At 71.6% G+C, this 16,545-nt stretch carries 1 protein-coding gene (cut by a window edge); it reads right to left on the minus strand.

Features of this window, described 5'->3' with window-relative positions:
- Positions 1-16,545, minus strand: the 3' end of a protein-coding gene (locus D7W81_RS01300; protein WP_120553469.1) for a non-ribosomal peptide synthase/polyketide synthase. 20,445 nt of this gene lie beyond the right edge of the window; only the last 16,545 of its 36,990 coding nucleotides appear in the window; its start codon lies off the right edge, out of view — the gene reads right to left on this strand; the stop codon is at positions 1-3.

Below are 16,545 nucleotides of genomic sequence, written 5' to 3' on the forward strand. Positions count from 1 at the left end.
TCATGCCTTGCTGTCGTCGCGGAGCGCCTTCGTCAGCAGCTCCGCCACGGTCTGCACGGTGGGCTCGCGCAGCAGCGTGTAGTGGGTGCCCGGCAGGCGGTGTGACTCCAGCCGCTCTCCCACGAGCGCCGTCCAGCCGCCGTCTGACGTGCCCGTGTCGCCTGCAGGGTCCTCCGCCTGGATGCGCAGCACGCGCTGCTCCATCACGGGCGGGTGGTAGCGCCGGGCCGCTTCGAGGTTCGCCTCGAAGACCTGGAAGAGGGCCGTGGCGTTCGCGATGTCGACGCCCTGCGGCAGCGCGCCGGACCGGGTCGCCGCCTCGAGCACCTTCGCGAGCGCGGCCTCGGGCTCCAAGGCCGCCAGCTCCGCCGTGTCCACGTCCAGGCCCGCCAGCGATAGGCCCATCAGGTCCTGCGCGAACAGGCCTACCGCCAGCGTGCGGTCCAGGTTCGGCTCCGAGTCCGCCACCGTCTCCGGCACGTACGAGTCGATGAGCGCCACCAGCTCCACTGCTTCACCTGCCTCGCGGAGCTGGTGCGCCATCTCGTAGGCGATGACGCCGCCCAGGGACCAACCGCCCAGGTGGTACGGGCCGTGGGGTTGGACGTCTCGCACCACCCGCACGTAGCTGGCGGCCAGGGCCTCCACCGTGTCCAGCGGTTCCTTCTCTCCGTCCAGGCCCCGGGCCTGGATGCCGTAGAAGGGCTGATCCGGTCCCAGCCTTTGTGCCAGCTCCGCGTAGGCCAGCACGTTGCCGCCCACCGGGTGCACGCAGAAGAACGGCGGCGCGCTGCCCGTGCCTTCCTTCGTGAAGGGCACCAGCGGCGTGAAGGGCTTCGCCGTATCCCCGGTCGCCAACAGCTCCGCGAACCGCTCCACGCTGGGAGCCTGGAAGAGCGCCGACAGCGGGAGCTTCTGGCCCATCTCCCGGTTCACCGCCGCCATCAAGCGCACCGCCAGCAGCGAGTGCCCGCCCAGCTCGAAGAAGCTGGTGCGCACGTCCACCGCGGCCACGCCCAGGGCTTCAGCCCAGAGGCGCTCAACCCGCGCCTCGCCTTCGTTCCGGGGACCGACGCGGGCCTCGATGCTCGCGGCGTCGTCCACGGGCGCAGGCAGTGCCTTGCGGTCCACCTTGCCGTTCGGCGTCAGCGGCAGGACGGGCAGGGCGACGTACGCCGCCGGCACCATGTACTCCGGCAGCGAGCGCTGGAGGTGACTCCGGAGCGGAGCGGTGTCCACCTCCGGCGTCACGTACGCCACCAGGCGTGGGAGTCCGGGCACGTCCTCGCGCAGCAGCACCGTCGCGTCGCGGACGCCTGGAGACGCACGCAGCGCGGCTTCAATCTCTCCCAGCTCGATGCGGTAGCCGCGCAGCTTCACCTGGAAGTCCAACCGGCCCAGGTACTCCACGTTGCCATCCTGTAGCCACCGGACCCGGTCGCCCGTGCGGTACATCCGCGCTCCGGGCTCCGTGCTGAACGGGTGGGGGATGAAGCGCTCCGCCGTGAGGTCCGGCCGGTGCCGGTAGCCGCGCGCCAGGCCCTCGCCCGCGATGAACAGCTCACCGGGGACGCCCACCGAGACGGGATTCAGGTTCGAATCCAGGACGTACACATCCAGGTTCAGCAACGGGCGCCCGATGACAGGCGTGGGCAGGGGGCTGCCCTGGATGGGAGCGATGGTGGCGTTCACCGTGGACTCCGTCGGACCGTACGCGTTGAAGGCCCAGGTCCGCTGCGTCGCCGCGAGCGTGCGCCACGTCACCTCGTCCATTGCCTCACCGCCGATGGAGCAGAGGCTCGGCACGTGTTCGCTCTCCAGCAGGCCCGCTTCCAGCAGCAACTGGTACTGCGACGGCGTGGTGTCCAGCACGTCGATGCGGTGCTGCTGCACCCACGCGAGCAGGGCCCCCGGGTCCCGGCGCACGGCCTCCGGAACGAGGAACAGGCCGTGGCCGTCCAGCAGCAGGGACAGCTGCTGCACCGATGCGTCGAAGAAGTACGGCGCGTTGAGGCTTGCCCGCATCGGCCGGGGGCCCCGGTCGAAGCAGAGCGCGTTCATCGCGCTTCGCAGGTGTGCCAGCGAGCGGTGCTGGATCATCACGCCCTTGGGCGCGCCCGTGGAGCCCGAGGTGTAGATGATGTACGCCAGATGCTCTGGCCGTACGCCCGAGCGCGGGTTGCCCGGCGAGGACGCCTCGATTCGCCGCGCATCCACGTCCAGCCGCACCACGTGCCGCACCGGCGGCTTCCATGCCTCCACCTGCGCCTGCGTGGTCAGCAGCACGGCCGCGCCGCTGTTCTCCAGGATGAAAGCCCGGCGTGCTTCAGGGGCCGCGGGGTCGAGCGGCACGTACGCGCCGCCCGCCTTGAGGATGCCCAGGATGGCGACGATGGCCTCCGGCGAGCGCTCCAGGCAGAAGGCCACCGGCACGTCCGGGCCCGCGCCCAGCGAGCGCAGGTAGTGCGCCAGCTGGTTCGCGCGCACGTTGAGCTGATGGAAGGACACGGTCTTGTCGCCCATCACCACGGCCGGGGCCTTGGGCGTGCGCGTCACCTGCTGCTCGAAGCGCGTGTGGAAGGGTACGTCGGCCTCGAAGGGGGCCGTCTCGCCACTCCACTCCTCCAGCACCCACTGGCGCTCCTCCGCCGTCAGCAGGGGCAGGCTGTCCACCCTCGCGTCTGGCCGGGTGACGGCGGCCTCCAGCAGCTGGAGGAAGTGCTCCGTCAGTCTGCGGGCCGTGGCGGGTTCGAAGAGGTCCGTGGCGTAGGAGAGGGCACCCTCGAAGCCGCGCTCCGTGCGGCCCAGGCCCAGGTCCAGGTCGAACTTCGTCGTGGGCAGGTCCACCTCCACCGGGCGCAGCGTCAGCTCCGGCAGGCGCACCTCCGCGTCCGGCGCGTTCTGGAGCGCGAAGAGGGCCTGGATGAGCGGCGTGCGCGACACGTCACGCGCGGGCTGCACGGCCTCCACCAGCCGCTCGAAGGGGATGTCCTGGTGCTCGTACGCGCCCAGCGTGGTGGCGCGCACCTGTGCCAGCAACTGGCGGAAGGACGGGCGTCCATCGAACCGTGCACGCAGCACCAGCGTGTTGACGAAGAAGCCGATGAGGCCCTCCGTCTCCGCGTGGCGCCGGCCCGCGATGGACGTGCCCACCAGCAGGTCCTCCTGACCGGAGTACCGGTGCAGCAGCGTCTGGAAGGCCGCGAGCAACAGCATGAAGGGCGTGGCTCCTTCGCGCTGGGCCAATGCCTCCACCGCCTCACTCAGCTCCAGCGAGAGACGCACCGGGAAGGTGGCCCCCCTGGCGGACCGCTGGGGAGGACGTGGCTTGTCCGTGGGCAGCGCCAGGACCTGCGGGGCTCCGGCCAGCTGCTGCGTCCACCAGCCGAGCTGTGCGTCCAGCACCTCGCCCTGGAGCCAGCCACGCTGCCAGAGGGCGAAGTCCGGGTACTGCACCGGCAGCGGGGCCAGCGGTGAGGGCTGTCCCTGCCGGAAGGCCTCGTAGAGCGCGGTGACTTCGCGCACCAGGATGCTCATGGACCAGCCGTCGCCGATGACGTGGTGCATGCACATCAGCAGCACGTGCTCCTGTTCGCCCAGCCTCAGGAGCGTGAGGCGCGCGAGCGGACCCTCGGCGAGATTGAAGGGCTTCAGTGCGTCCTCGGTCGCGAGCCGCACGGCCTCCGCTTCGCGCTCCGCGTCGGGGAGCGTGGTGAGGTCCACCACCGACAGGACTCCGGTGGGGGCGGGGTGTACGTGCTGGCGGGGCTCACCATCGTGGGACTCGAAGGTGGTGCGCAGCGCTTCGTGGCGCTGCACCAGGGCATCGAAGGCCTGCTGGAGCGCGGGCACGTCCACCGCGCCGGAGAGGCGCAGCGCGGCGGGCATGTTGTACAGCGCGCTGCCCGGGTCGAGCTGATCGATGAACCACAGCCGCTGCTGCGCGAACGACAGCGGGTGCGGCCCTGGGCCCGTCGCTGGACGCAGCGGCGGCAGGGCGCTGGCTTCCGGTGCATCCGGCAGCCGCTGGGCGAGCGCCGCCACGGTGGGGGACTCGAACAGCGCCCGGACTCCCACGTCCACGCCGAAGCGGGCGCGGATGCGGGACACCAGCTGCGTGGCCAGCAGCGAGTGGCCGCCCAGCTCGAAGAAGTGGTCGTTGCGCCCCACGACGGGCACGTTCAACAGCTCCTCCCACATCGAGGCCAGCGCCACCTCCGCGGGTGTCGCCGGGGCCTCGTACGAGCGCGCCGCGCGCAGCTGCGCCTCCGGCGAGGGCAGGGCCTTGCGGTCCAGCTTGCCGTTGGGCGTCAGCGGCAGCGCGGGCAGGGGGACGAAGGCCGACGGCACCATGTACTCCGGCAGGTGCCGGCGCAGGTGCTCGCGCAGCACGTCCATGTCGCCGTCCGCCACCACGTAGGCCACGAGCCTCGCGTCGCCCGGGACGTCCTCGCGGACCCGCGCCACCGCGTCCTGGACCGCCGGGTGCGAGCGCAGCGTGGCTTCGATTTCGCCCAGCTCGATGCGGTAGCCGCGCAGCTTCACCTGGAAGTCCAGGCGGCCCATGAACTCCAGCGTTCCGTCCGGCCTCCAGCGGCCCTTGTCGCCGGTGCGGTAGAGGCGCGCTCCGGGCTCCGTGCTGAACGGATCCGGCAGGAAGCGTTCGGCCGTCAGGTCCGGCCGGCCCAGGTAGCCGCGTGTGACGCCCTCACCGGAGAAGCACAGCTCGCCCGGTGTGCCGAAGGGCACCAGGCGCTGCCGTGCATCGAGCACGTACGCATTCAGGTTGCCCAGCGGCCTGCCGATGATGGGCTCCGTCTTCGTGCTGCCCTGGATGAGCGCGGCCGTGGTGCCGACGGTGCACTCCGTGGGGCCGTACGCGTTGAAGGCACGCGTGCGGTCCGTCGCGGCCAGCTTCCGCCACGACTCCGCATCCAGCGCGTCGCCGCCCAGCACGAGCAGCGGCGGCACCCAGGCCCGCTCCAGCAACCCCGCCGCCAGCAGTGGCTTGAGCTGCGCGGGCGTGCAGTCCAGCGAGTCGATGCGGTGCTGCTCCAACCACGCGAGCATCGCTTCCGGCTCCAGGCGCAGCGCGTCCGGAACGATGTGCAGGCAGTGGCCGTCGATGAGCTGGACCACGCGCTCCATCACTGCGTCGAAGTACAGCGGTGCGTTGACGGTGATGCGCTGGCCCCGGGGCTGGCCCGCGTAGAGCGCCCGGCCCATGGCCCGGTGCAGGTTGAGCACGGAGCGGTGCTGCGCCATCACGCCCTTGGGCGTGCCCGTGGAGCCGGACGTGTACAGCACGTACGCCAGATGCTCCGAGCCTGTCAGGGCGGGCAGGGGTTCGTGGGAGAGGGCGCCCAGGCCCGCCTGCTCCACGTCCAGCCACACCTCCTGGACACCATAGGGGCTCCAGTCCCCGCACGCCGCTTCGGTCGTGATGAGCACGGCCGCGCCGCTGTCCTTCAGCACGAAGTCCTTGCGCGCCGCGGGCGCTCCCGGATCCAGTGGAACGAAAGCGCCGCCGGCCTTGAGCACCGCGAGGAGCGCGACCATCGCCTCCACCGAACGCTCCAGGCACAGGCCGACCCGCACCTCCGGGCCCACCCCCATGGACCGCAGCCGCCATGCGAGCTGATTGGCCCGCGTGTCCAGCTGCCGGTACGTCAGCGCCGTCTCCTCGAAGACGACCGCCGGAGAGTCCGGGGTGCGCGCCACCTGACGCTCGATGAGGCCGTGCAGCGTGGCGTTGCGCTCGAAGTCCAGGAACTCACCGCCACCCGTGCGCACCAACCGCGCCAGCTCCTCGGGTGACACGAGCGACAGGTCGTCCACGGATACGTCCGGCGCGTCGCACACGGCCTCCAGCAGCCGGCGCAGGTGCGCGACGAACCGCTCGATGGTGCCCGCGTCGAACAGGTCCGCGGCGTAGCGCAGGTGGCCCTCGTAGCCATCCGTGAAGCGGCTCAGGTCCAACGCCAGCTCGAATTGCGACGGGGCGTCGCCCTCCAGATGGGCCGGCGCAACCGTGAGTCCGGGCACCGCCAGCTCTGGCACCGGAGCGTTCTGGAGCGCGAACATCGCCTGGAACAACGGCGTGCGTCCCAGGTCGCGCTCGGGCTGGAGCGCTTCCACCAGATGTTCGAACGGGATGTCCTGATGCTCGTACGCGCCCAGCGTGGTGGCGCGCACCCGGGCCAGCAGCTCACGGAACGTCGTCCGCGCGCCGAAGCGCCCGCGCAGCACCAGCATGTTCACGAAGAAGCCGATGAGCCCCTCCGTCTCCGCGTGCCGGCGGTTCGCGATGGGCGAACCCACCAGCACGTCCTCCTGGCCGGACGCGCGGTGCAGCAACGTCTGGAACGCCGCCAGCAGCACCATGAAGGGCGTGGCGCCTTCTGCTTGCGCCAGGGCATCCACGCGCTCACTCAAGGCGCGCGGAAGCGTCATGCGGACCAGGCCGCCGCGCCGCGACGAGGTGGCCGTCCGCGGCCGGTCCGTGGGCAGGTCCAGCACGAAGGGTGCACCGGACAGCTGGTGCTTCCACCACTCCACCTGCGCCTGGAGCACGCCGCCCTGGAGCCAGCCGCGCTGCCACACGGCGTAGTCCGCGTACTGCACCGGCAGCTCCGGCAGGGCGGCGGTACGGCCCGCGCGCCGGGCCTCGTAGAGGGCCGTGAGCTCCCTCACGATGACACCCAGCGACCAGCCGTCGGAGACGATGTGGTGCAGGTGCAGCACCAGCACGTGCTCGCTCGCGTCCAGCTTCAGGAGCAGCGCGCGGATGACCGGCCCACGCGTCAGATCGAACGGATGGAGCGATTCCGCGTGGCCCAGGCGCTGGGCCTCGGCCTGTTTCGCGGTCCGGCTGCCGACGGCCGTCAGGTCCACGAACTCCAGGGGCACCTGGCCCTCGGCGTGGATCACCTGCACCGGCTTGCCCGCCTCCATGCGGAACGTGGTCCGCAGGGATTCATGCCGTGCCATCAGCGCGTCCAGGCTTGAGCGCAGCGCGTCCACGTCCAGGTCGCCGGTGAGGCTCAGCGCCAGCGGCATGTTGTAGAGCGGGCTGCCCGGCTCCAGCTGGTCGATGAACCACAGCCGCTGCTGCGCGAATGACAGCGGCGGCGCGGTCGTCCTTTCGGCACGGACCAGTGTCGGCGCCTGGGTGCGGCGGGCATCCACCAGCCGCTCCGCCAACGACGCCACGGTGGGAGCACGGAACAGCTCGCCCAGCGGCAGCTCCACGCCCAGTGATGAACGGATGCGCGCGACCACCTGCGTGGCCAGCAGCGAGTGGCCTCCCAGCTCGAAGAAGTTGCCGTGGATGTCCACGGTGTCCAGGTGCAGCACCTCCGCCCAGATGTCCGCGAGCGCCTTCTCCAGGGTGCTCCGGGCCTGGGCCGCTCCCGGCTCCGCGGCACGGGCCCGAGGCGCGGGCAGGGCCTTGCGGTCCACCTTGCCGTTGGAGCTCAGCGGCAGCTTCGCCAGCAGCACGATGGCCGACGGCACCATGTAGTCCGGCAGCTGCTTCTGCATCGCCGCACGCAGCACGCCCGTGTCGAGGCTGTCGTCCGACACGACGTAGGCCACCAGGCGCTTGTCACCCGGCACGTCCTCGCGCACCACGACCACCGCCTCTTCGACCTCCGGCGACTGGCGCAGCACCGCTTCGATTTCGCCCGGCTCGATACGGAAGCCGCGCAGCTTCACCTGGAAGTCGGTGCGGCCCAGGAACTCCAACGTCCCGTCCCGCAGCCAGCGCACGCGGTCGCCCGTGTCGTAGAGGCGCGCTCCCGGCTCGGTGGCGAAGGGGTGGGGGATGAAGCGCTCGGCGGTGAGGTCCGGGCGCTGGAGGTAGCCCCAGGCCAGACCCTCTCCGCCGACGTACAGCGTGCCCGGCACTCCGGCCGGCACGGGCTGGAGCGCCGCGTCCAGCACCCACGCCGTGGAGTTCGTCAGCGGCCGGCCAATGGGCACCGAGCGGCCCACGGTGTCCCCGGCGCGCAGCGTGTGCGTGGCGGAGAACGTGGTGTTCTCCGTGGGGCCGTAGCCGTTGACCAGCACGGCGCCCGGAGGCAGCCGCTTCAGATGTTCACGCACGCGCTCGACGGGCAGCACGTCGCCACCCGCCAGCACCTGCTTCACGCGGGCCAGTGCTTCGCCCTGGTGCAGCACCATCTGCTCGAAGAGGGCGGCGGTGAGCCACAGCGTGGTGATGCCCTCACGCCGCAGCAGCGCGCCCGTCTCCTCCAGCGACAGCGTTTTGGGCGGCGCCAGCACCAGCGTCGCGCCATTCAGCAGCGCGCCCCAGACTTCCAGCGTGGACGCGTCGAACGCGATGGGCGCCAGCTGGAGGAACACCTCTTCCGGCCCGAAGTGGATGAAGTCCGTGCCTCGCACCAGGCGGGTGATGCCCCGGTGCGGCACGCTGACGCCCTTGGGCCTTCCCGTGCTGCCTGACGTGAACATCACGTAGGCCAGCGCGTCGGCCGGCACCGCGAGGTCCAGCGGAGTCTCCGGCTGCCTCGCAATCCGCGACGCATCCGCGTCCAGCAGGACCTGGAGGTCGGTGACCTGGGGCAACTCATCCGCCAGGGCTTCCTGCGTGACAAGCACGCTGACGCTTGCCGCATGGATCATCCAGGCAATGCGCTCGGCGGGGGCCTTCGCGTCCACCGGCACGTAGGCCGCGCCTGTCTTGAGGATGCCCAGCAAACCGGTGATGAGGTCGAACGACCGCTCCAGGCACAGGCCCACCCGGTGGCCGGGCCGCACGCCCTGACCGCGCAGGTGGTGCGCGAGCTGGTTCGATGCCCGGTCCAGGGCCGCGTACGTGAGCGTCTCCGCGCCGGCCTTCAGCGCGATGGCGTCCGGCGTGCGCGCGGCCTGCTCCGCGAAGAGCGCGGCCACGGACGCGTCACGCGGGAAGTCGCGGGAGGTGCCGCTCCAGTCGGCGAGCAGCCGCTGGCGCTCCTCTGGCGTGAACCACGGCAGCTCCGGCAGCCTCGCGTCCGGCGAGCGCAGCGCGGACTCCAGCAGCACCCGCAGGTGCGCCACCATCCCGGCCACCGTGTCCGGTTCGAACAGGTCCTGGTTGTAGCCCAGCACTCCCTCGAAGCCGTCCGGTCCCCGGCTCAGCACGCATTGCAGGTCGAAGGGGGTGGACTCCTTCAGGGCCTCCTGGGGCTTGAGCGTCAACCCCGGCAGCGCCAGCTCCGGCATGGGGGCGTTCTGGAGCGCGAACAGCACCTGGAAGAGCGGCGTGCGGCCCAGGTCGCGCTCCGGCTGGAGCACCTCCACCAGCTTCTCGAAGGGGAGGTCCTGGTGCTCGTACGCGCCCAGCGTGGTGGCGCGGACCTGCGAGAGCAGCTCGCGGAACGACTGGCGGCCGTCGAACCGGGCGCGCAGCACCAGCGTGTTCACGAAGAAGCCGATGAGCCCCTCCGTCTCCGCGTGGCGGCGGCCCGCGATGGGCGACCCCACGAGCACGTCGTCCTGCCCTGAGTACCGGTGCAGCAGCGTCTGGAACGCCGCGAGCAGCACCATGAAGGGCGTGGCCCCCTCCTTGATGGCCAGCGCCTCCACGGCGTCACTCACATCCGCGGGCAGGCGCACCGGGAAGGTGGCACCCCGCTCGGACCGCTGAGGCGGGCGGGGCTTGTCCGTGGGCAACAGCAGGGCCCTCGGAGCGCCGGACAGCTGCCGCGTCCACCACTGGAGCTGCGCGTCGAGCACCTCTCCCTGGAGCCAGCCGCGCTGCCAGACGGCGAAGTCCGGGTACTGCACCGGCAGCGGGGCCAGCGGCGAGGGCTGGCCCTGACGGAAGGCCTCGTAGAGCGCGGTGACTTCGCGCACGAGGATGCCCATGGACCAGCCGTCGCCGATGGCGTGGTGCAGGCACAGGAGCAGCACGTGGTCGTCGTCAGCCAGCCGCAGGAGCGTGAGGCGCGCGAGCGGCCCCACGGCCAGGTCGAAGGGCTTCAGTGCGTCCTCGGTCGCGAGCCGCAGCGCCTCCGCCTCGCGCTCCGCGACAGGGCGCGAGCGCAGGTCCACCACGGACAGCACGCCGTTGGGGGCAGGGTGGACGTGCTGGCGGGGTTCGCCTTCTTCATGGGCGCTGAACGTGGTGCGCAGCGCTTCGTGGCGCTGCACCAGCGCGTCGAAGGCCTGTTGCAGCGCGGGCACGTCCACCACGCCGGAGAGGCGCAACACGGCGGGCATGTTGTAGAGCGCGCTGCCCGGCTCCAACTGGTCGATGAACCACAGCCGCTGCTGGGCGAACGACAGCGGGTGCGGCCCCGGGCTCGTCGCTGGACGCAGCGGCGGCAGGGCGTTGGCCTCCGGGGCGTCCGGCAGCCGCTGGGCGAGCGCCGCCAGGGTGGGGGACTCGAACAGCGCCCGGACCCCCACGTCCACGCCGAACCGTTCGCGCACGCGGGACACCAGCTGCGTGGCCAGCAGCGAGTGGCCGCCCAATTCGAAGAAGTGGTCGTCGCGTCCGACGCGGGGCACGCCGAGCAGTTCCTCCCACAGCGAGGCCAGCGCCACTTCGGCGGGCGTCGCCGGGGCCTCATGGGGCCGCGATGCGCGCAGCAGCGCATCCGGCGTAGGCAGCGCCTTGCGGTCCACCTTGCCGTTGGGCGTCAGCGGCAGGGAGGGCAGGGGGATGAGGGCCGACGGCACCATGTACTCCGGCAGGTGCCGGCGCAGATGCTCGCGCAGTGACTCCGTGCCGCCGTCCGTCACCACGTAGGCCACGAGCCGCGCGTTGCCTGGCGCGTCCTCACGCACCAGGGCCACCGCGTCACCGACTCCGGCGTGTGAGCGCAGCGTGGCTTCGACTTCGCCCAGCTCGATGCGGTAGCCGCGCAGCTTCACCTGGAAGTCCAACCGGCCCAGGTATTCCAGCGTGCCGTCCGGCCGCCAGCGGGCCTTGTCTCCCGTGCGGTAGAGCCGCGCGCCCGGCTCCGCGCTGAACGGATCCGGCACGAAGCGCTCGGCCGTCAGGTCCGGCCGGCCCAGGTACCCGCGCGTGACGCCTTCACCGCTGATGCACAACTCACCCGGCGTACCGAAGGGCACCGGCCGCTGGTGCGCGTCCAGCACGTAGGCGTTCAGGTTGGCCAGCGGCCGGCCGATAACGGGCGTCTCCTGCTCGGCGTACTGGATGCGCCAGTCCACCGCGTTCACCGTGCACTCCGTGGGGCCGTATTCGTTGAAGGCCCGCGTACGGTTCGACGCACGCAGCCGGCTCCACATCTCCGCGTCCAGAGCCTCGCCGCCCACGGAGATGACTCCGGGCACGTGGGCGCGCTCCAGCAGCCCCGCGGCCAGCATCAGCCGCAGCTGCGACGGCGTGCAGTCCAGTACGTCGATGCGCTGGCCTTCCAGCCACCCGACCATCGCCTCCGGGTCCTGCCGCAGGGCCTCCGGGACGACGTGCAGGCAGTGGCCGCCCAGTAGCTGGACCACCTGGGCGATGGATGCATCGAAGTGCAGCGGCGCGTTGACGGTGACGCGCTGTCCCGAGGCCAGCCCCGCATGGAGGCTGCGCGTCAGTGCCTGATGCAAGTTGAGGACCGAGCGGTGCTGCACCATCACGCCCTTGGGCGTACCGGTGGAGCCCGACGTGTAGATGACGTAGGCGAGGTTGCCCGAAGCCGCCGCCGGGGGCGGGTTGTCCGCCAACTGGTCCGACAGTCGGACCAGTTCATCCGCGTCCAGCCGCACCAGGTGGGGCACTTCCGGGTTCCACGCGTCTTGCTGGGCCCGCGTCGTCACGAGCACCGACGCGCCGCAGTCCTTGAGGACGAACGACTTGCGCGCCGACGGGGCCGCCGGGTCCACGGGTACGAAGGCGCCTCCGGCCTTGAGCACCGCCAGCAGCGCGATGACGCTCTGCGCCGAGCGCTCCAGGCACAGGGCCACCGTCACCTCCGGGCCCACGCCCAGCGAACGCAGGTGCCACGCGAGCTGGTTGGCCCGCGCGTTGAGCTCCCGGTAGCTGAGCGTCGTCTCCTCGAACACCACGGCGTCGGCGTCCGGGGTCCGCTCCACCTGCCGCTCAATGAGGCCGTGCAGGGTGGCATGACGCTCGAAGGGCAGGAGCTCACCGCCGCCCACGCGCACCAGCCGCACCAGCTCCTCTGGCGACACGAACGACACGTCGGCCAGGGGCAGATCCGGTGTGTCACACACGGTCTCCAGCAGCCGCCGCAAGTGGACGGTGAGCCGTTCAATGGTGGCCGTGTCGAACAGGTTCGCCGCGTAGTGCAGGTGGCCCGCGTAGCCTTCCGCGAAGCGGCTCAGGTCCAGCGCCAGCTCGAATTGCGACGGAGCATCTCCCTCCAGGTGGGCCGGCGCCACGGTGAGACCGGGCACCGCCAGCTCCGGCAACGGAGCGTTCTGGAGCGCGAACGTCGCCTGGAACAGCGGCGCACGGCCCAGGTCGCGCTCCGGCTGGAGCGCTTCCACCAGGTGCTCGAAGGGGATGTCCTGATGCTCGTACGCGCCCAGCGTGGTGGTGCGCACCTGCGCCAGCAGCTCACGGAACGTCGTCCGCGCGCCGAAGCGGCCTCGCAGCACCAGCATGTTCACGAAGAAGCCGATGAGCCCCTCCGTCTCCGCGTGCTGGCGGTTCGCGATGGGCGAGCCCACCAGCACGTCGTCCTGACCGGACGCGCGGTGCAGCAACGTCTGGAACGCCGCCAGCAGCACCATGAAGGGCGTGGCGCCTTCCGCCTGGGCCAACGCCTCCACGCGCTCGCTCAGGGCGCGAGGCAGCGCCACCCGGACCAGCCCCCCTCGCCGCGAAGCACCGGCCGTCCGCGGCCGGTCCGTGGGCAGGTCCAGCACGAAGGGCGCTCCGGACAGCTGCTGCTTCCACCACTCCACCTGCGCGTGGAGCACGTCGCCCTGGAGCCAGCCGCGCTGCCAGACCGCGAAGTCCACGTACTGCACCGGCAGCTCCGGCAGCGTCACGGGCTGGCCCAAGCGCCCCGCCGCATAGAGGGCGGTGAGTTCGCGCACGATGACGCCCAGCGACCAGCCGTCGGAGACGATGTGGTGCAGGTGCAGCACCAGCACGTGCTCGTGAACGTCCAGCTTCATCAGCAGGGCGCGGATGACCGGCCCGCGCGTCAGGTCGAACGGGCGCAGCGATTCAGCGTGTCCCCGGCGCCGGGCTTCGGCCTGCCTCGCGGCGCGGCCGTTCAGGCCCGTCAGGTCCACGAACTCCAGGGGCACCTGGCCCTCCGCGTGGATCACCTGCACCGGCCGGCCGGACTCCATGCGGAACGTGGTCCGCAGGGATTCATGCCGCGCCATCAGCGCGTCCAGGCTCGAGCGCAGCGCGTCCACGTCCAGGTCGCCGGCAAGGCTCAGCGCCAGCGGCATGTTGTAGAGCGGGCTGCCCGGCTCCAACTGGTCGATGAACCACAGCCGCTGCTGCGCGAACGACAGCGGCGGCGCGGTCGTCCTTTCGGCACGGACCAGCGGCGGCGCCTGGGTGCGGTGGGCGTCCCCCAGCCGCTCCGCCAGCGAGGCCACCGTGGGCGACCGGAACAGCTCGCCCAGCGGTACCTCCAGCCCCAGCGTCGACCGGATGCGCGCGACCACCTGGGTGGCCAGCAGCGAGTGGCCTCCCAGCTCGAAGAAGTCGCCGTGGATGTCCACCGCGTCCAGGTTCAGCACTTCCGCCCAGATGTTCGCGAGCGCTTTCTCCAGGGGATTGCGGTGCGCGGTGAGGCTCGGAGCCGCGGTCCGGGCCTTCGGCGTGGGCAGGGCCTTGCGGTCCACCTTGCCGTTGGGGCTCAGCGGCAGCTTCGCCAGCACCACGATGGCCGACGGCACCATGTAGTCCGGCAACAACTTCTGCGCGGACTCGCGCAGCGCGCCCGTGTCGAGGCCATCGTCCGACACGACGTAGGCCACCAGGCGCTTGTCACCCGGCACGTCCTCGCGCACCACGACCACCGCCTCCTGGACCTCCGGCGACTGGCGCAGCACCGCTTCGATTTCGCCCGGCTCGATACGGAAGCCGCGCAGCTTCACCTGGAAGTCGGTGCGGCCCAGGAACTCCAACGTCCCGTCCCGCAGCCAGCGCACGCGGTCGCCCGTGTCGTAGAGACGCGCTCCCGGCTCGGTGGCGAAGGGGTGGGGGATGAAGCGTTCGGCGGTGAGGTCCGGCCGCTGGAGGTAGCCCCAGGCCAGGCCGTCTCCGCCTACGTACAGCGTGCCCGGCACTCCGGCCGGCACGGGCTGGAGCGCTGCGTCCAGCACCCACGCCGTGGAGTTCGTCAGCGGCCGGCCGATGGGTACCGAGCGGCCCACCGTATCCCCGGCGCGCAGCGTGTGCGTGGCGGAGAACGTCGTGTTCTCCGTGGGGCCGTAGCCGTTGACCAGCACGGCGCCCGGAGGCAGCCGCTTCAGGTGCTCGCGCACGCGCTCCACGGGCAGCACGTCACCGCCCGCCAGCACCTGCTTCACGCGGGCCAGCGCGTCGCCCTGGTGGAGCACCATCTGCTCGAAGAGGGCGGCGGTGAGCCACAGCGTGGTGATGCCCTCGCGCCGCAGCAGCGTGGCCGTATCCCCGAGCGACAGCGCGCCCGCTGGGGCGACCACGAGCGTCGCGCCATTCAGCAGCGCACCCCAGACCTCCAGCGTGGACGCGTCAAACGCGATGGGCGCCAGGTGGAGGAAGACCTCCTCGGGTCCGAAGTGGATGAAGTCCGCGCCGCGCACCAGGCGGGTGATGCCCCGGTGCGGCACGCTGACGCCCTTGGGCCTTCCCGTGCTGCCTGACGTGAACATCACGTAGGCCAGAGCCTCCGCGGACACCGCTACGTCCAGCGCCGCTTCGGACTGCCGGGCGATGACGGCCGCATCCGTATCCAGCAGGACCTGGAGGTCGGTCATGGCGGGCAGTTCGTCCGCCACGGCCTCCTCCGTCACGAGCAGGCTGACACCCGCCTCACGCAGCACCCATGCGATGCGCTCCGCGGGGGCCTGGGGATCCACCGGCACGTACGCCGCGCCGGCCTTCAGGATGCCCAGCAGGGCGGTGATGCTCCCGAACGAGCGCTCCACGCACAGGCCCACCCGGTGGCCGGGCCGCACGCCCTGGCGCCGCAGGTGATGCGCGAGCTGGTTCGACGCCCGGTCCAGGGCCGCGTAGGACATCCGCCGCTCCCCGGCCTTCAGCGCCGTGGCGTCCGGCGTGCGTGCGGCCTGCTCGGCGAAGAGCGCGGCCACGGATGCGTCACGCGGGAAGTCGCGAGAGGTGCCGCTCCAGTCGGAGAGCAGCCGCTGACGCTCCAGCTTCGTGAGCCACGGCAGCTCCGGCAACCGCGTGTCCGGCGAGCGCAGCGCGGACTCCAGCAGCACCCGCAGGTGCTCCACCATCCCGGCCACCGTGTCCGGCTCGAACAGGTCCTGGTTGTAGCCCAGCACTCCCTCGAAGCCGCCCGGTCCCCGGCTCAGCACGCATTGCAGGTCGAAGAGGGTGGACTCCTTCAGGGCCTCGCGGGGCTTGAGCGTCAACCCCGGCAGCGCCAGCTCCGGCATGGGGGCGTTCTGGAGCGTGAACGTCACCTGGAAGAGCGGCGTGCGGCCCAGGTCGCGCTCCGGCTGGAGCACCTCCACCAGCTTCTCGAAGGGGAGGTCCTGGTGCTCGTACGCGCCCAACGTGGTGGTGCGCACCGCGTCCAGCAGCTCGTGGAAGCGCAGCGTCCCGCGCACCCGGGTGCGCAGCACGACGGTGTTCGCGAAGTAGCCGATGAGCGACTCCGCCTCCGCGTGGCGGCGGCCCGCGATGGGCGACCCCACGAGCACGTCCTCCTGCCCGGAGTGCCGGGACAGCAGCGTCTGGAACGCCGCGAGCAGCACCATGAAGGGCGTGGCGGACGCCTGCCGCGCGTACGCCTCGACCGCTTCGCTCAGCTCCCGCGACAGGACGACGGCCTGTTCGCCGGCGCGATACGCCCCCTGACGGGACGGACGCGGGTGGTCCGTGGGCAGCTCCAGGTAGGGCGCCGCGCCCGCCAACTGGCCACGCCAGTACGCCACCTGCGACTCCAGCACCTCGCCCTGGAACCAGGAGCGCTGCCAGAGGGCGTGGTCCGCGAACTGCACCGTCAGCTCCGGCAGCGGCGACGGCTGCTCCGCCGCGAACGCCGCGTAGAGCGCACCCATCTCCCGCACCAGCACGCCGGTGGACCAGCCATCGGTGACGATGTGATGCGTGTTGAGCAGCAGCACGTGCTTCGTGGGCCCCAGCTTCATCAGGAGCCCCCGGAACAGCGGGCCGTGCTCCAGGTCGAACGGGCTGGAGGACTCCTCCCTCGCCAGCCGCGACACCTCCGCATCCCGAGCCTCTTGTGTCGGGAGCGCGGACAGGTCCGCGTGCCGCAGGGCCATGGGGAACGGCGGCTGGATGACCTGCGACGGCGTGCCTTCGTGCGACTGGAACGTGGTGCGCAGCGCTTCGTGACGGCGCACCAGTTCGTCGAACGCGGCCAGCAGGACGATGACGTCCAGCGA

It is taken from the genome of Corallococcus aberystwythensis, from assembly GCF_003612165.1.
Taxonomy (GTDB): domain Bacteria; phylum Myxococcota; class Myxococcia; order Myxococcales; family Myxococcaceae; genus Corallococcus; species Corallococcus aberystwythensis.